Annotated in this window: 13 protein-coding genes; 10 read left to right on the forward strand and 3 right to left on the reverse strand. The window is 28.9% G+C overall.

What is annotated here, in order from left to right; translation table 11 throughout:
* Positions 1 to 256 precede the first annotated feature (256 nt).
* Positions 257 to 2,374 (forward strand): glutamine synthetase III, encoded by a 2,118-nt coding sequence (locus I6E17_RS01220; protein WP_235235033.1) that lies wholly within the window; start codon positions 257 to 259, stop codon positions 2,372 to 2,374.
* 462 nt (positions 2,375 to 2,836) lie between these two features.
* On the opposite strand, the gene der is transcribed toward I6E17_RS01220, so the two are convergent.
* The 3 genes from der to I6E17_RS01235 all read right to left on the reverse strand — a co-directional run bounded on the left by der (position 2,837) and on the right by I6E17_RS01235 (position 7,782).
* Positions 2,837 to 4,159: a ribosome biogenesis GTPase Der gene (gene der / locus I6E17_RS01225; protein WP_176829128.1), complete on the reverse strand. Its 1,323-nt coding sequence runs from the start codon at positions 4,157 to 4,159 to the stop codon at positions 2,837 to 2,839.
* A gap of 45 nt (positions 4,160 to 4,204) precedes the next feature.
* Complete coding sequence (locus I6E17_RS01230) at positions 4,205 to 6,004, reverse strand: YgiQ family radical SAM protein (protein ID WP_235235171.1); 1,800 nt, start codon at positions 6,002 to 6,004, stop codon at positions 4,205 to 4,207.
* A 164-nt stretch (positions 6,005 to 6,168) separates the two neighbouring features.
* On the reverse strand, positions 6,169 to 7,782 hold the full coding sequence (locus I6E17_RS01235; protein ID WP_235235035.1) for a putative manganese-dependent inorganic diphosphatase: 1,614 nt from the start codon (positions 7,780 to 7,782) through the stop codon (positions 6,169 to 6,171).
* A 202-nt stretch (positions 7,783 to 7,984) separates the two neighbouring features.
* Between I6E17_RS01235 and I6E17_RS01240 the strand changes: the two genes are divergently transcribed.
* The 9 genes from I6E17_RS01240 to I6E17_RS01275 all read left to right on the forward strand — a co-directional run bounded on the left by I6E17_RS01240 (position 7,985) and on the right by I6E17_RS01275 (position 17,169).
* Positions 7,985 to 8,659: a toxin-antitoxin system YwqK family antitoxin gene (locus I6E17_RS01240; protein WP_176829130.1), complete on the forward strand. Its 675-nt coding sequence runs from the start codon at positions 7,985 to 7,987 to the stop codon at positions 8,657 to 8,659.
* Between the two features lie 93 nt (positions 8,660 to 8,752).
* On the forward strand, positions 8,753 to 8,875 hold the full coding sequence (locus I6E17_RS09845; RefSeq protein WP_268825898.1) for a hypothetical protein: 123 nt from the start codon (positions 8,753 to 8,755) through the stop codon (positions 8,873 to 8,875).
* Between the two features lie 215 nt (positions 8,876 to 9,090).
* Complete coding sequence (gene rapZ / locus I6E17_RS01245) at positions 9,091 to 9,960, forward strand: RNase adapter RapZ (RefSeq protein WP_235235037.1); 870 nt, start codon at positions 9,091 to 9,093, stop codon at positions 9,958 to 9,960.
* A complete protein-coding gene (uvrC, locus tag I6E17_RS01250; protein WP_235235172.1) occupies positions 9,951 to 11,729 on the forward strand; it encodes an excinuclease ABC subunit UvrC in 1,779 nt (592 codons plus the stop codon). Before rapZ ends, uvrC begins: the two co-directional genes overlap by 10 nt.
* Positions 11,729 to 12,673 carry a hypothetical protein gene (locus tag I6E17_RS01255; RefSeq protein ID WP_235235038.1) on the forward strand — a complete coding sequence of 315 codons (945 nt, stop codon included), beginning with the start codon at positions 11,729 to 11,731 and terminating at the stop codon, positions 12,671 to 12,673. The genes uvrC and I6E17_RS01255 overlap by 1 nt, the downstream gene beginning before the upstream one ends.
* A 23-nt stretch (positions 12,674 to 12,696) precedes the next feature.
* The gene (locus tag I6E17_RS01260; RefSeq protein WP_176829133.1) at positions 12,697 to 14,208 is read left to right on the forward strand and encodes a PP2C family protein-serine/threonine phosphatase; all 1,512 of its coding nucleotides are present in this window, start codon (positions 12,697 to 12,699) and stop codon (positions 14,206 to 14,208) included.
* A gap of 16 nt (positions 14,209 to 14,224) precedes the next feature.
* Positions 14,225 to 15,139 carry a DUF1385 domain-containing protein gene (locus tag I6E17_RS01265; RefSeq protein WP_235235039.1) on the forward strand — a complete coding sequence of 305 codons (915 nt, stop codon included), beginning with the start codon at positions 14,225 to 14,227 and terminating at the stop codon, positions 15,137 to 15,139.
* A gap of 207 nt (positions 15,140 to 15,346) precedes the next feature.
* Positions 15,347 to 16,075: a DNA/RNA nuclease SfsA gene (gene sfsA / locus I6E17_RS01270; protein WP_235235040.1), complete on the forward strand. Its 729-nt coding sequence runs from the start codon at positions 15,347 to 15,349 to the stop codon at positions 16,073 to 16,075.
* 59 nt (positions 16,076 to 16,134) lie between these two features.
* Complete coding sequence (locus I6E17_RS01275; protein WP_235235041.1) at positions 16,135 to 17,169, forward strand: restriction endonuclease; 1,035 nt, start codon at positions 16,135 to 16,137, stop codon at positions 17,167 to 17,169.
* The last annotated feature ends 5 nt before the right edge of the window (positions 17,170 to 17,174 follow it).

Genomic DNA, 17,174 nt, shown 5'->3' on the forward strand with positions numbered 1-17,174 from the left:
ACCAAATCCTTTTTTTACCTTAGGCTCTTTAAATTATATATTATTTGAGCGTTTTTTTCAATTTTTAGTTGAAATAATTTAAAATATTTTATTTTGACCTTTTGTTATGTCATATTTTTATTTTTCATTGTAATAGATAAGTTTTTATGGTAAAATTTTTCATAAATAAACTTATAATGTTAATTTATATTGTTGCAGTTACAATTTAATCTTGATTACAATTTTATTTTTTATATATATCAGGAGGTTTTTAATAATGAATAACATGCTGGAAATCTTTGGAAAATTTCATTTCTCTGAACTTGAATTGAAAAGCAGAGTTCCAAACTCAATATTTAAGGAATTTAAAGCTGTTCAAAGAGGAGAAAAAGAACTTTCTATCTCTGTAGCTGAAGTAATTGCCAATGCTGCTAAAAACTGGGCAACAGAAAATGGAGCAACACACTTCACTCACTGGTTTCAGCCTCTTACAGATTTAACGGCTGAAAAACATGAATCTTTTATATCTATTTCTTCAGACGGAAATATTCTTTCTCAGTTTTCAGGAAAAGAATTAATAAAAGGTGAGTCAGATACTTCTTCTTTCCCTAATGGAGGACTTCGTTCAACATTTGAGGCAAGAGGTTATACAGCATGGGATTTATCATCTCCAATGTTTTTAAGAGGACCTGAAAAGGCTAAATCTCTTTATATACCTACAGCTTTTATAGGTTATAACGGGGAAGCTCTTGATAAAAAAGTTCCTCTTTTAAGATCTATAAATGCAGTAACTGCACAGGCTCTTAGAGTAAAAAGAGCTCTTGGAGATACTCAAACTTCTAAAATTGAAGTAACTCTTGGAGTAGAACAGGAATATTTCTTAATAGAGAAAGAATTTTGGGAAAAAAGACAGGATTTAATGCTTTGTGGAAGAACTCTTTTTGGATCACTTCCTCCTAAAGGTCAGGAAATGAATGACCATTATTATGGAACTTTAAAAGAAAAAGTTGAAAGATTCATGGCAGAACTTGATTCTGAATTATGGCAGCTTGGAGTTATGGCAAAAACAAAGCATAATGAAGTTGCACCAAATCAGTTTGAACTTGCAATAATGTTTGCAACTGCAAATGTAGCAGTTGATCAGAATCAGCTTTCAATGGATGTTATTAAAAAAGTAGCAGACAGACATGGACTGGCAGCCCTTCTTCATGAAAAACCTTTCTCAAAAGTAAATGGTTCAGGAAAACATTGTAACTGGTCTTTATCAACAAATCTTGGTGAAAATCTTTTTGATCCAGGGGATATGTCTAAAGATAATCTTCAGTTTTTAGTATTCCTTACAGCAGTTATAGAAGCTGTTGACAGATATTCTCATATTTTAAGAGTTTCAACTGCAACACCTGGAAATGATCACAGACTTGGAGGACATGAAGCACCTCCTGCAATAATATCTATTTTCTTAGGAGAACAGCTTCAGGATATACTTGAAAATATAGGAAAAATTAATACTGCAACTCATGAGCAGACTATGATAGAACTAGGGGCATATAACTTCCCTAAAATACCTAAAGATGTTTCTGACAGAAACAGAACTTCTCCTTTTGCATTTACAGGAAATAAATTTGAATACAGAATGCCTGGATCAAGTGCTTCTCCTTCAACACCAACATTTATTATAAATACTATTGTTGCAGATGTTCTTGGAGAATATGCTGATATTCTTGAAAATACAGAAGACAAAAATAAGATGAAACAAGAAATAATAAAGCTTGTAAAAGAAAGATACAACAAACATAAAAAAATAATATTCAATGGAAATGGATATGATGAATCATGGGTTGAAGCTGCTAAAGAAAGAGGACTTAAAAATCTTAGAAATACTGTAGAAGCTCTTCCTACTTACATTGAAGAAGAAACAATCGCTCTTTTTGAAAGAAACAGAGTTTTAAGCAGGGCAGAACTTAATTCAATCTTTGTTGTTTATACAGAAAGATATAATAAACAACTTAATATTGAAACATCTACTGCAATAAGAATGGCAAGAAATGAAATTTATCCTGCTGTTATGAGATATATGAATAATATTGCGACTTCTATAAATAGTATAAGAGAAGCTATAGGAGTGGAAAACGAGGATATGATTGAAGGAGATAAGAGACATTTAAATAAAGTCCTTAATGCAAAAATTCATTTAAGAACATCACTTGCAGAACTTGAAAATGATTATGCAAAAGCAGTAAGTATCCATGATGAATATGAAAGAGCAAAATTCTATCATTTCCATGTTGTACCTAGATTAGAACATTTAAAAGAATGGGCAGATGTTCTTGAACTTTTATGTGAAAAAACTATATGGCCATTCCCTGTATATGAAGATTTATTATTTAAATTATAATTTTTTATATAGAAAATTTTTTCAGCTGTATGGCTATGTTAAAACATAGATTATATAGAAAAATAAAAAATACAAAAAATAAATTTAAGAAATTTTTAAACTTTTAAGGAAAGGATATCGTCAGAAGGGTATAATATCTTTAATACAGATATTTATCTCATAAACTTTCCCTTAATGTTTTATAGAGAGGAGGGGTGAAATTTTCATCCCTCTTCTCTATATTTTTTGTCTAAAAAAATAAAAATAAAAAAGAGGCTATTGCAAATTTATAAAATAAAATTTTATCTTGTAAAAATATTTTTTATTTATATTGTTCGTTTCACTAAAAATGACAAACTCACTTCGTTCAGACAGTGTCATTTTTTAGCGTTCAACTCACTTCATAAATTACAAAAATATTTTTAATATTCTAAAATTTTATTTTTATAAATTAGAAAATGCAATAACCTCTTTTATATATTATTAATTTCTTTCTTGATTTTTCTTTTCAAAGATAATTTCAATAGGCGAACCTTCAAATCCAAAAGCTTCTCTAAGTTTATTTTCAATATATCTTGAATAAGAGAAGTGCATTAATTCTGGATAGTTACAGAATAATACAAATCTTGGAGGAGCTGTTGCAATCTGAGTAGCATAGTTAATTTTTGTAACTCTTCCTTTTCTTGTAGGAGGTGGATTCATAATAACAGCTTCATTGATTACAGTGTTAAGAAGTCCAGTAGAAATTCTTCTTGTATATTCCTCATAAATTTTATCAGCTATACCAAAAAGTCTTGTAGTTCTCTGACCAGTAAGAGCAGATATAAATTCAATAGGAGCATATGAAAGGAATGGAAGTTCTGCTAAAAGATATTCTTTCATTTCCTTCATTGTATTTTTTTCTTTTTCTATTAAGTCCCATTTATTAACTACAATAACAATAGGTTTCTTTTCTTCGTGAGCGATTCCTGCAATTCTTTTATCTTGTTCAGAAAGTCCTTCTTTACCATCAAATAATAAGAAACATACATCAGCTCTTTTTATAGCTTTTAGAGCTTTTAAAACAGAATAATATTCAAGAGCTTCTTCAACTTTTGATTTTCTTCTGATTCCAGCAGTATCTATAAGAACATATTTTTCTCCTTCAAATTCAATAGGAGTGTCTATAGCATCTCTTGTAGTTCCTGCAATATTACTTACAATAGCTCTTTCTTTTCCTGAAAGTTTATTAACAAGAGAAGATTTTCCTGCATTAGGTTTTCCTATTATCGCAATTTTTAATCCTTCTTCCTCTTCAGGCATTTCAACAGTATCAATAAGGTCAACAACAAGATCAAGCATATCTCCTAAGTTTGTTTTATGCTCTGCTGATATTCCTATAAGATTATCAAATCCTAAAGCCCAGAAGTCATATAAATCTTCTTGTTGGTTTTGATAGTTATCAATTTTATTTACACAAAGAATAATAGGTTTATTTTTCTTTCTAAGATAGTATGCAATTTCTTCATCAAGAGGATTAAGTCCTGCTTTTCCATCAACAACAAACAGAATAACATCAGCTTCATTCATAGCAACTTCTGCCTGTTCTTTTATTTTAGACATCATAAAGTCATTATTTCTTGGTTCAAGTCCTCCAGTATCAACAAGGACAAATTCTTTTCCACTCCATTCAGTGTCTCTGTAAAGTCTGTCTCTTGTAACACCTGGTTGGTCATCAACAATGGCAACCCTGTCTCCTACAAGTTTATTAAAAAGTGTAGATTTTCCTACATTAGGTCTACCTACTATGGCAACTATTGGTTTCATTTTACCTCCTTTATTAAATAAAAATACCTAAGGTAGTATGTATCTCTATTTAAAACTTTTTTTAAATTTTTTATTAGAACTTTTATTTTTTGTGCTGCCTGAATAAGATTTCTCCTGAGAGTTTCCTTTTCTTGAATTTTTGGAAGGAGCATAATCTTTTGGGATAATAATATTTTTTTGCTTTTCTTTTTTCCCATTATCCTTTTCCACAAAAAGTTTTTTTCCTGTGAAAGGATTTATTTCTGTATAGTACATAAGTGTTGAATAAGTAGATGGAGTAGGTGTGAAAATTTGAACTTGCTCAGGACTTATTCTAAGTTCTTCTGAGGCAAAAATTTTTAAATCCATCATATCTTTTTCATTACATCCAGGATGTGCAGCTATTAAATAATAAGTTAAAAACTGTTTTTTATCAAGTTTTTTGTTTAATTTGTAGAAACGATTTTTAAATTCCTTTAAATAATCTTTTCCTTGTTTCCCCATAAGAGAAAGAACTTTATCTTCAGTATGCTCAGGAGCTATTTTCATTTGACCTGAGACATGGTGTGCAACAATTTCTTCAAGATATTTGTCTCCATAAAGAGGATCATCAAGAATAAGATCATATCTTATACCTGAAGCAATAAAAATCTTTTTTATTCCCTGAACACTTCTTAATTTTTTAAGAAGGTCTATCTGTCTTTTATGATTTGGTTTAAGTGCAGGACATGTTTCAGGGTAAAGGCATCTTTTATCAGAGCAAGCACCATATTTTAACTTTTTAGTACATTCCATCTGATACATATTTGCTGTAGGGCCTCCTACATCTGAAATATTTCCTTTAAATTTTTTATCTTTTGTTATATTTGTAATTTCTTCTATAATAGAATCTTCACTTCTTGAAGTAACTGTTCTTCCTTGATGAATTGCTATAGCACAGAAATTACATTCACCATAGCATCCTCTGTGTGTAGTAAGAGAATATTTTATTGTATCAAGAGCTCTTACAACACCATCTTTTTTATAATAAGGATGAACATCTCTTTCAAAATCCATTCCATATATTTCATCTAAAAGTTCTGATGAAAAGTTTTCTGAAGGAGGATTTTGTATAAGCCATCTGTCTCCATGTTTCTGATTAAGTCCTTTTGCAGTAACAGAATCACAGTTTTTATAGAAAATATTAAACATATCTATAAATTTAAATTTATCTTCACGGCATTCTTCAAAGGAAGGAATTGTTATATATTCCTTATTAGGCTCTTTGGCAATATATGCAAACCCTCTTATATTTTTCCAGTCTTTTCCATCACGGATATGTTCTGCAAGGGAAAGCATAGATTTTTCTCCCATTCCATATGAAAGAATATCAGCTTTTGCATCAAAAATAAGAGAACGCCTAAGCTGGTTAGACCAGTAGTCATAATGAACAATTCTTCTCAAACTTGCTTCTATTCCCCCAAGAACAATAGGAGTTTTACTGTTTTTAAAGAATCTTTTTATAAGGCCTGTATAGACAATAGAAGCTCTGTCAGGTCTTTTTGTATTTTCTCCTCCTGGAGTAAAATCATCTTTATGTCTTTTCTTTTTAGTGGCAGTATAATTTGCAACCATTGAATCAACACAACCTGCTGATACAGCCCAGAAAAGTTTTGGTTCTCCAAGCCTTGTAATATCATCAGGGGAATTTATATCTGGCTGTGCAATTATTCCCACTTTAAATCCATTTTTTAAAAGCCATTTTCCTATAAGGGCTGAACCATTATAAGATGAATCTATATATGTATCTCCTGATATAAGAATTACATCAAGAGAATCCCAACCTAATTTTTTTACTTCTTCTGAAGTTGTAGGCAAAAACATTATTAAACCTCACCTGATTTTTTCAATTTATTATTATTTTATCACAAAATCCTGAAAATAGATAGTTTGTTTTGAAAATAGAATAGCAAAAAAATACTGCTGCAAAACTATAAATTTTTCTTTAGTTTGAGAAAATTTTATAATTTTTTTATGCAGCAGTTTTATAATTATAAGCTTTGTGTTGCAGCCATAAGGAAAGGAAGTATTTGTTTCTTTCTTGAAACAACTCCTTTAAGAAGCATTTCATTTCCTGTAAGAGATTTATTAAATGCAAGCTCTACAAGATTTGTTTTTTCACCAAAAGCAAGAAGAGTAGAGTTTGAATTTATAATATCTGTTATAACAAAAAGGAATAAATCATATCCATTTGCTTTTATTTCAGCATTCATAGCTGCTTCAAAGTCAGATTTCATTTTTAGAAGTCCTTCTACATCAACTGTATTTACTTGTGCAACAGCCATGCTTGTTCCTCCCATATTAAATTCCTTTTTATCAAGATTTAATATTTCAGGAGGTGTATTATTATCAAAAGATGTTCCTGCAATAAGCATTTCCATACCATATTTATAAATATCTTCTATTCCAGCAAGTTTTCCAAGTTCCTCTGCAGTCTTTTCATCTTTTTCAGTACAAGTAGGAGATCTGAAAAGAAGAGTATCAGAGATTATTGCACTTAGCATTATTCCTGCAATTTCTTTAGGGGGAACAACTCCTGCTTCTTTAAAAAGAGAATAAACTATTGTTGAAGAACATCCTACAGCTTCAGCTGTTATTTTTACAGGATCATTTGTTTGGAAATTCGCAAATTTATGATGATCTATAACTTGTAAAATTTGAGCATCTCCAAGTCCTGCAACAGACTGTGAAAATTCATTATGATCAACAAGAATAACTTTTTTTCTTGTAAAATTAATAAGGTTTTTAGTTCTTATAGTTCCATAAACTTTTCCGTCATTATCTATAACAGGGAAGTTTGTTTGATTTGAATCTTTCATTATATCTTTTATCTCATGAAGGAAATCATCTTTTTTAAAGCTGTAGAAATTTCTATTTTGAAGAATTGCTCCTACTGAAATTGACTGACTGATAAGAGATATAGTTTTAAAAAGAGAGTGGTTTACAACCATAACAGCACATTCAGAAGTCATACGAGGACTTATAAAGTCATCTTCTTTGCAGCATACGATTATAACCTTTGCTCCTGCTTTTATAAGTCTGTCTATACCATCAGCCATTGATGTAGTTATTACAACATCACCTTTTTCTATTGTATCAAGTTCCGAAATAGCTTTAAGATTTGTATTTATTTCTCCAGAAGGATAAACTCCACTTATTATTTTTCCATTAAGGACTTCTATAAGATTTTCATATGTTGTGCTGTATTTAGAAAAAAGATCAGAATAATCTATTTTTAAATATGTATTGGCTATATCAGAGATATGAATCATATTTTTTAAATGTCCCATTTCATCAACAACAGGAAAACTTGAAAAATTTTCTTTTGTCATAAGATCAAGAGCTTCCTGAATAGAATCATTTACATTTATAACTTCTTTTTTTACATGGGTAAGGTCAGAAATTTGAGCACTTACTGTTTTAAGAAGTTCAGGTTCTTTTATTCCAAATTTTTGAAGAACAAAAGCTGTTTCTTTATTTATTTTTCCAAGTCTATATGGGACCGCTTCTGTCCCACAAGCGTTTTTTAAGTATGCAGTTGCGATAGTTGAACATATAGAATCTGTATCTGGATTTTTATGACCAAAAACTAGAACTGGTTCCATAAGTAACCTCCTTAAAATAATCTTTTTCTATATTCTAACACTTTCTTTAAAGAAATTCCATAAAAGGTTTTTTTAAGGAAAGATGAAATTTAAAATCTTATTTATAAAAAAATCCAAGAGAACTTTATTTTATTGATTTGAATATTTAAGTAAGACCATGATATAATAAGATACTGTTCAAGAAAAATTATTAGGAGACAAAATGATGAAAAATTTAAAAAAATTATTTGTAATGCTGTGCATAATTATAGGAGCAGGATGTACAAATCAACAGATTAAACCTGAAGAAGCTTTTAAATATGAAGAAGAAAAATTTATTCAGATAGAAGAAAAAGAGATAAAACCAGGGACAAGAGAAGTAAATATTGAAGAAAAAAGAATAAATAAAAATAAAAAAGCATATGTAAAAGGAGAAGAAGCTCTTTTTACAGGTATATTTTCAATAAGATATGCAGGACATCTTCTGTATTTTGAAGAGTATAAAAATGGAGTTCTTGATGGAGATAAAGTTTGGTTTGGAAACGATGGAACTGTAGGAATGAGAGAAAAATATTCTGAAGGGAAAAAAGATGGAGATCAGATAACTTATCATTTAAACGGAAAAGTAAGATCAATCACACCATATAAAAACGGAAGAATAGAAGGAATAGTTGAATGGTATGATAAAGATGGACTTCTTGTAGATCAGAATGAAATAAAAAATGGAACAGGAAGATTTGTAACATACTGGGAAAATGGAAATATTCAGGAAGAAGGAAATTATAAAAATTATAAAAAAGTAGGAGATTGGACAGAATACAGCAGTGATAAAAAAGTTGAAAAAGTAATTACTTATTCAAATAAAGGAACTGTTTCAAAGATAAGATGGTATAATTAATTCTATATTTTTTAATTTTAAAAATTCTTGACGATAAACTTTTTTTAGTGATATACTATATCTATAAAAATAGTTAGGTGTCAGGGGGACAAAATGAATATCAGCAGAAGAACTTCTATAGGTAGTTTTTCTTATTTAGAGATGAAAAATAGAAAAAGAATAAAACATATATTAAAAAATTTTTTAAAAGTGGTTTTTAGTATTTTTCAAAAATAACAACTTACAAAAAATTAATAAAATTAAGGCTATTGCAAATTTATAAAGATAAAATTTTATTTTTATAAATTAGAAAATGCAATAGCCTCTTTTTTACGCTTAAATATATGAAAATATTAAGTAATCATAGTTTTTTTATGAAAAATTTAGTATAATTTAGATAACTTGTTAGGGGAAAAAACTTTTAATTTGTTTTTATCAAAGAGGGGATACATATGAAATTAGTTATCGTAACAGGGTTAAGTGGGGCTGGAAAAACAACAGCTCTGAAGGCACTGGAAGACTCAGGTTATTTTACAATGGACAATGTTCTTTGTCAAATAGCCGTTTTTCTGTTGCAGAACTTAGAAAAGGGAGAAAGTGAACTTAATATTGAAAAACTTGCTTTAGGAATAGATAACCGTGCTATTTCTTCTCAAAAAGAATTCACTCTTCTTCTTAATTGTATTGAAAGTTTAAAGGTTGACTATGAAATGGTATTTCTTGAATCTTCAGATGATGTTATCTTAAATAGATATAATCTTACAAGAAGAAGACATCCTTTTGCAGCTCCTACTCTTTTAGAAAGTATAAAAAGAGAAAGAGAAGCTATGAATATGGTTCTTGAAAGATCTACTGTTGTAATAGATACAAGTGAGTATACAAGTAAAATGCTTTCTAATAAGATAAAAGAGCTTGCTGTTTCTGAAAGAAAGGATGGAATAAATATTCATGTTCAGTCTTTTGGATTTAAGTATGGAGTTCCTTTGGATCTTGATCTTATGTTTGATGTAAGAATTCTTCCTAATCCTTATTATATTGAAGAATTAAAACTTAAAACAGGAAATGATAAGGAAGTTTATGACTATGTTATGAGTTTTCCTGAGTCGGAAGAACTTTATAGAAAATTTATTGACCTTATAAAATATATGGTTCCTCTATATAAAAAAGATGGAAAACAGCACCTTTCAATTGGAGTAGGCTGCAGCGGAGGACAACACAGATCAGTTGCTTTTGTAAATAGAATAGCAAAAGAACTTTCATATCTTGAAAGTGCAGATGTATATATAAGTCACAGAGAAGGAGAGCGACACCACTGGACATAAAAAAATTTAATATTCCTGAACTGCCAGGAGTATATTTAATGAAAAAAAAGGACAAAGTTATTTATGTTGGAAAAGCTAAAAATCTAAAAAAGAGAGTATCATCATATTTTAACAGGGAACATGAAGATGAAAAAACAATAAACCTTGTGAAAAATATAGAGGATATTGAAACTATTGTATGCAATAGCGAAATAGATGCTTTTGTTCTTGAAAATAATTTAATAAAAAAATATTCGCCAAAGTATAATATTGCTTTGAAAGACGAAAAAACATATCCCTATATAAAATTTTCAAAAGAAAAATTTCCTAAAATAAGTATAATTAGAACAACAAGAGCTTTGGATCCTAAAAAGGGTGATTATTTTGGCCCTTATCCTCAGGGAGCATGGTTTCTTTTAAAGACTCTTATAAAGATTTTTAAAATAAGAGACTGCAATAAAGATATGGAAAAAATAGCCTTAAGACCATGCCTTAAATATCATATGGGACTTTGTCCTGCTCCATGTACCTTTAAAAACATAGAAGCTGAATATAAAGAAAATGTAGAAAATGCAATGAAAGTTTTAAAAGGACAGGGAAGTTCAATTATAAAAGAACTTAACAGAAAAATGATAGAAGCTTCTGAAAATATGGAGTTTGAAAAGGCTATAACATATAGGGAACAAAAAAATGAAATAGAAAAAGCTGTAAATAATCAGGTTACAGAATATGGAAGAGATATTGATGAAGATGTATTTGCTTTTGCTTTAGAAGGAAATATGATTTTCATCTGTGTATTAAATATGAGAGAAGGAAAACTTTTAGGAAAAACTTCTTTTAATATTTCAACAGAAGAAAAAATATATTCTGATATTTTTGAAAATATTGTAAGTGAATTTTATTCAAAGCATCCGATTCCAAGCAATATTATTTTTCAGCCTGAATATACTGAAAGCAAGGAAATAGTAGAAGAATGGCTTAAGATAAAAAAAGGAAAAGCAGTCTCTCTTCACTTTCCAAAGATTGCAAGCAGAAGAGAAGAACTTCTTAATATGGCACTTTTAAATCTTAATAAGGATATAATTATCTATTATGATAAAAAATCTGTAATAGAATCAGGAATGGCCAAACTTTACAAAGTTTTGGAACTGAAAAATTTTCCAAGAATTATAGAATGCTTTGATATTTCAAATATTCAGGGAAAAGATGCAGTTGCTTCAATGAGTGTTTCAATTGAAGGAAAGGCTTCTCCTAAAAATTATAGAAAATTTAAAATAAGATGTAAGGATACTCCTGATGATTTTCAGATGATGAGAGAAGTTATAACAAGAAGATATAGTAAACTTGAACCAAAAGATTTTCCTGATGTTATTCTTATTGACGGAGGAATTGGGCAGATAAATGCTGCAGGAGAAGTTTTAAGAGGTTTGGGAAAAGACAATATTTCTGATCTTTTAAGTCTTGCAGAAAAAGAAGAGCTTATTTATAAATATGGAAATAACGAGCCATTTGCTTTTTCTCATTCTGAAGAGGGGCTTAAGATACTTATAAGAGTAAGAGATGAGGCTCATAGATTTGGTGTAACTTATCATAGAAAACTTAGAAGTAAAAGGGTTATAAGCAGTGAACTTGATAAAATTCAAGGAATAGGTCCTGCAAGAAGAGAAAAATTATTAAAGCAGTTTGGTTCTGTAAAAAACATAAAAGAAGCATCACTTGATGATTTAAAACTTATAATTCCAGAAAAAACAGCAATTCTTCTTCTGGAAACATTAAATAAGGGGGAATAATGAAAAAAATATTTTATATTTTGTTTTGTCTTATTCTTTTTGCAGGGTGTGACAATGTTGTTTTAAGAAAAGATAAAAGTGAAAGAGTAACTTTTGAAAAAAATCTTCCTCAAGGTGAATATACATTATATATGTATGAAATAAAATATCCAGAAAAGCAGGAAGAAAAAATTATGTTTATGTCTAAATTTGAAAATTTTCTAAGAAATGGTGCAGAAGGACTTAGTCATGATGTTAATTTTATTCTTCCAAAATCTCTTTATGATGATGTTGAAAGCATTCTTAATGATGAAGGAATAGGAATAGAGAGAGCTTTTTTTAAGTCAGCATCTTTTATAGATGAAAATGATAAAAAAATAATAGATAAAGAAACTTATTTTGTAAAAACTCCTTTAAATGGGGGAGAAATTCAAAAATATTTAAACAAACAATATTACTATATTCTTTCTCTTATTGGAAAAGAAAAAGAATATAAAGAAAATTTCTTCTATACAGAATATGATAAAAGAACTTTAACTGCTGAATATATAAAGGAAAGAGAAAGTTTAAAAGAAATTCTTTCAGAAAAGAAAAAAGATTTTCTTGTGGCAGTTGAAAATACAAATGATTTAGAAAACTATAAAGATGATATGGTATATTTAAAAAAATATAGTGAAAAAATGGAAGAAAATGCAGTAAAACATGAAGGAGAAATTTTGCCTCCTGTTATTGTTTTAAAAAGTAATAAATATATAGGGTATACTGTAGATAAGGGTTCAGTTGTATTTTTTGACGGAGAAGGAAAAGAAGAGCTAAGTTATTTCAGAAGATATAAATTTAATGTAAAAATAAAAGAAATTGATAATTTTAACTATTCAAACTTTGTCATAGATGATGAGCAGACAGAAATATCTGTTCTTCTTGGCAGAAAAAAATATGTTCCAAAGAGACCTTTAGGTGCATAACAATTCTTAGCTGGAGGATATAAATGACAATATATATAACTGTACTGATTTTAATAGGAATATTTTTTGTACTTCTTAGAAATCAGGAAAAAGAAAGCATACATACAATGGAGAAAATTTTAAAAAGTCTTAAGGAAAAAAAGCTTTACGATAAAATACCTCCTGAGCTGAAAGAACAATATATTGAAACTCTTCATAAAATAATAAAGCAGGATTTGGAACTTGATAACTCAATAGATGGGCTTAGAGAGTACAGAAAAGAACTTGAAGTTACTTATAATGCTCTTGTTGATAAATCAAAAAAATTGGAATATAGTAATCAAGTTCTTGAAACAAGGGTAACAAATCTTTCAAATATTAACTCTCTTTCAAGAACAGTGCTTTCTATAGTAGAACTTGACCATATTATAAATATTATCTTAGATGCTTATTTTGTTCTTACAGGAGCAAAAAAAGTTTCTCTTTATCTATGGGAAGAGGGTAAACTTATTAATAAGCAGACAAGAGGAAATGTAAATTTCAAAGGAGAGGTCTCATATCCTATTGAAATTCTTCAGAAATTTACATACCAAGATTACAAAAGAGTATATGAAGAACTGAAAAAAGGTTTTCAGATTTCAGAAGATGAAGTTATAGTTGTTTCTCCTCTTCTTGTAAAAGGAAAAGAACTTGGAGTTATTTTTATAATAGAAGACAAAGCTAAATTTATAGGAAATGATGAGGAAACAATATCAGCTCTTACTATTCAGGTTGCAATAGCAATAAATAATGCTAAAATATATGCTGACCTTAGAGTAAAAGAAAGAATTTCACAAGAACTTGAAGTTGCCTCAAGAATTCAAAAAACAATTCTTCCTAAAAATATTACAAATATTTATGGACTTCAAATTGCAAATTATTTTGAGCCTGCAAAAGAAGTTGGGGGAGATTATTATGACTATACAGTAAAAGATGATGAAAATGTATCAATTACTATAGCAGATGTAAGTGGAAAAGGAGTTCCAGCAGCGTTTCTTATGGCATTAGGTCGTTCTATTTTAAAAACTCTTGAAAGACAAGGACAGAGTCCTGCTGATAATCTTAGAAATCTTAATCAAATTATTTATCCTGATATTACAGAGGATATGTTTATTACAATGCTTCATAGTAATTTTAATAATAAAACAAAAATTTTAACTTATTCAAATGCAGGTCATAATCCTCTTATTGTTTACAGAGCAAAAGAAGATAAAGTTGAACTTCATTCTGTAAAAGGTGTTGCAATAGGATTTATGCAGGGATATAATTATAAACAGGGAGAACTTAAACTTGAAAAAGGAGATATAGTTCTTTACTATACAGATGGAATTACTGAAGCTGAAAATCCAAATAAAGAGCTATTTGGATTTGAAAGACTTGAAAAGGTTATTTATGATAACAGATATAATGATGTAGATACTATAAAAGAAAATATTTTAAATGAAATTAATATTTTCAGAAGAGATTATCCTCAGGTAGATGATTTGACATTTGTGATAATAAAAAATATAGAGTGAAAAAGTTAGGAGATATATGGAAAGAAAAAAATGTGCTAATGTAGGAGGACAGGCTGTTATTGAAGGTGTTATGATGAGAAATGGCTCTCTTCTTGCAACGGCAGTGAGAAAACCAAATGGAGATATAGTTTATAAGAAAACTGTATTTTCTGATAAAAGGACAAAATTTACAAAGATACCTTTTATAAGAGGAGCTGTAGTTCTTTTTGATTCTCTTGTAATGGGAATAAAAGAACTTACTTTTTCTGCAAATCAAAGTGAAGAAAATGAAGAGGAACAGCTTTCAAATAAGGAGGCTGTAATGACAACAGTTGTTTCTCTTGCTCTAGGAATAGGACTTTTTATAGTTCTTCCATCTCTTATTGGAGGATTTATTTTTAAAGGAAACAGAATACATGCAAATCTTATGGAAGCAGTTTTAAGATTAGTATTCTTTTTGATTTATATATGGGGAATTTCATTTTCAAAAGATGTAAAAAGAGTTTTTGAGTATCATGGAGCAGAGCATAAAACAATTTATGCCTATGAAAATGGAGAGGATTTAACAGCAGACAATGCTGCAAAATATACCACTCTTCACCCAAGATGTGGGACAAGTTTTCTTTTGATAGTAATGCTTACAGCAATTATTGTTTTCAGTATTCTTGATTTCATTATTCCTGTTCCTGTAACACATCTTGGAAGAGTAGGGCTTAAAATAGCTCTTCGTGTGGGAATGATGCCTCTTATAGCTGGAATTTCTTATGAACTTCAGAGATATTCAAGCAACCATTTAGATAAATGGTGGGTAAAAATACTTGCAGCTCCAGGGCTTGCTCTTCAGAAGATTACAACAAAAGAGCCTGATAAAAGTCAGCTTGAAGTTGCTGTTGTTGCTATGAAAGCTGCTCTAGGAAGAGAGATAGATAATGCAACTGAGGTATATAAATAAAATATTAAAAAAAATAAAATATTAAAATAAAATTTCTTATAAAAAATATCTGCTATTTATATTGTTTGCTTCACTAAAAATGACAAACTCGCTTTGCTCAAACATGTCATTTTTTAGCGTTCAGCTCACAGTATAAATTACGCAGATATTTTTAATATCATAAATTTTATTTAATATTTAATTATCTAAATTAAGGAGAAAAAAGGAATGGAAAAAGAAATTTATAAAATAGAGATAAATGAAACAGGAAAATTTTTAGAAAGACCAAATAGATTTATTTGTGAAGCAGAACTTTCTGATGGGAGAAAAGTTACAGCTCATGTTCATGATTCAGGAAGGATAAAAGAACTTTTATATAAAGGAAATACTATCTCTTTAAGGAAAGCAAAAGATATTTCAAAGAGAAAAACAGAATGGGATTTAATTTCTGCAAAGGCAGAAGATGGAGAGGATATTCTTTTAAACTCATCATTTCATAGATATATATCAGAAAACATTTTAAGAGACGGAGAAATTTCTCCTCTTGGAAAGGCAGATAGTGTAAGAGCAGAAGTGAAATATGGACACAGTAGGCTTGATTATTTAGTTGAAAAAAATGGTGAAAAAATATGGATAGAAGTAAAAGGTGTTTCACTTTCAGAGAATAAGCATGCAATTTTTCCTGATGCACCGAGCACAAGAGCTTGTAAGCATTTGGAAACACTTATGGAACTTAAGGAAAAAGGTGACAGAGCAGGAGTTCTCCTTCTTGTTTTCAGAGATTCAGATGATTTTTCTCCAAATAAAGAAACAGATCCAAAATTCTCAGAACTTTTTTATATGGCAATGGAAAAAGGAGTTGAAATTTATCCTGTTCAGCTTAAACTTAAAGAGGGAAAAATATATTATACAGATAAAGAAATAAAATTACTTCCTAAAAAAACTGAAATTTTATAATTTGTGCGTTAAAGGAAATACTCAAGAATATAAAATTATAAAATTAGGAGGAGTTTTAAATGGAAAAAAATTATTATATGTTAAGAATGTTAAATTATGAAAGAGAATTTTCAAACAAATTGTTTTATGATTATAATTATATTACAATAGGTTGGAGTTTTTTTAATGAGGCATATGATGGAGACTATTTAAATATTTATAAAAATAGTGAAGATAAAGAAAAATTATTAAGAAAAACTTTAGAGAAAACAGGTTGTAGTCTTGATGGAAGAAAAATTGCATCGCATAGAACGCTTCATAAATTTTTAGAAATGAAAATAGGAGATATAGTTATTATTCCAGATTATAAAACTTTTCATATTGCAGAGATTAAAAGCGAACCTGTTTTATTTAGTAGTATAAAAAGTGGTTGTGGCTTTAATCAAGAGGATAATCCTGACATAGGTTTTGTTCGTAAAATTGAAAAAATAAAAAACTCATCTGGAAAAAGTGCAATATCTCGTGAAAAATTTGCTGATGGAACATTGACTTCAAGATTAAAAGCAAGAAGTGGTTTTTTAATAATAAATGACTTAAAAGACTCAGTAGAGGAAAGCAAAAAGAATTTTTTAAATAATGAAGTTTTAATATTAAGTGAAATTATAAAAGAAGGAAGTAGAAAGAACATAATAGAAGCTTTGAAAAAATGTTTATCCCCAGATAAATTTGAAAAATTTTTAACAAACCTTATGATAAAATTAGGTGCAGATAAAGTTGATATTCCAAGTAAAAATAATAAAGAAAATGCTTTAGAAAACTATGCAGATGTGGATGTAATTGCAATATTTGAAAAACTAAAACATATTATCTATATTCAAGCAAAATTTCATGATGGAGAGACAAGTGATTGGGCAGTAAAACAACTTGATACTTATGATGGTGAAAAAGATACAGAAAATGATTACACAACTGCTTACTGGGCAATAACAACAGGAGAATTTTCGGAACAAGCAAAGGAATATACTAAGAATTCAAATAAAAATATTCGCCTTATAGATCAATCAGAATTGGCAGATTTAATTTTAAGCATTGGAACAGAAAATTTAGACTTATAAAAGTA

Origin of the sequence: Fusobacterium perfoetens, from assembly GCF_021531595.1 — a bacterium.
In the GTDB taxonomy this organism is placed as follows: domain Bacteria; phylum Fusobacteriota; class Fusobacteriia; order Fusobacteriales; family Fusobacteriaceae; genus Fusobacterium_B.

Bases quoted from the DNA above. Each gene is read 5' to 3' on its own strand.
- der (WP_176829128.1), bottom strand. From the start codon at position 4,159: ATGAAACCAATAGTTGCCATAGTAGGTAGACCTAATGTAGGAAAATCT.
- I6E17_RS09845 (WP_268825898.1), top strand. From the start codon at position 8,753: ATGAATATCAGCAGAAGAACTTCTATAGGTAGTTTTTCTTATTTAGAG.
- I6E17_RS01235 (WP_235235035.1), bottom strand. From the start codon at position 7,782: ATGGAACCAGTTCTAGTTTTTGGTCATAAAAATCCAGATACAGATTCT.
- sfsA (WP_235235040.1), top strand. From the start codon at position 15,347: ATGGAAAAAGAAATTTATAAAATAGAGATAAATGAAACAGGAAAATTT.
- rapZ (WP_235235037.1), top strand. From the start codon at position 9,091: ATGAAATTAGTTATCGTAACAGGGTTAAGTGGGGCTGGAAAAACAACA.
- I6E17_RS01240 (WP_176829130.1), top strand. From the start codon at position 7,985: ATGATGAAAAATTTAAAAAAATTATTTGTAATGCTGTGCATAATTATA.
- I6E17_RS01220 (WP_235235033.1), top strand. From the start codon at position 257: ATGAATAACATGCTGGAAATCTTTGGAAAATTTCATTTCTCTGAACTT.
- I6E17_RS01275 (WP_235235041.1), top strand. From the start codon at position 16,135: ATGGAAAAAAATTATTATATGTTAAGAATGTTAAATTATGAAAGAGAA.
- I6E17_RS01260 (WP_176829133.1), top strand. From the start codon at position 12,697: ATGACAATATATATAACTGTACTGATTTTAATAGGAATATTTTTTGTA.
- I6E17_RS01265 (WP_235235039.1), top strand. From the start codon at position 14,225: ATGGAAAGAAAAAAATGTGCTAATGTAGGAGGACAGGCTGTTATTGAA.
- I6E17_RS01255 (WP_235235038.1), top strand. From the start codon at position 11,729: ATGAAAAAAATATTTTATATTTTGTTTTGTCTTATTCTTTTTGCAGGG.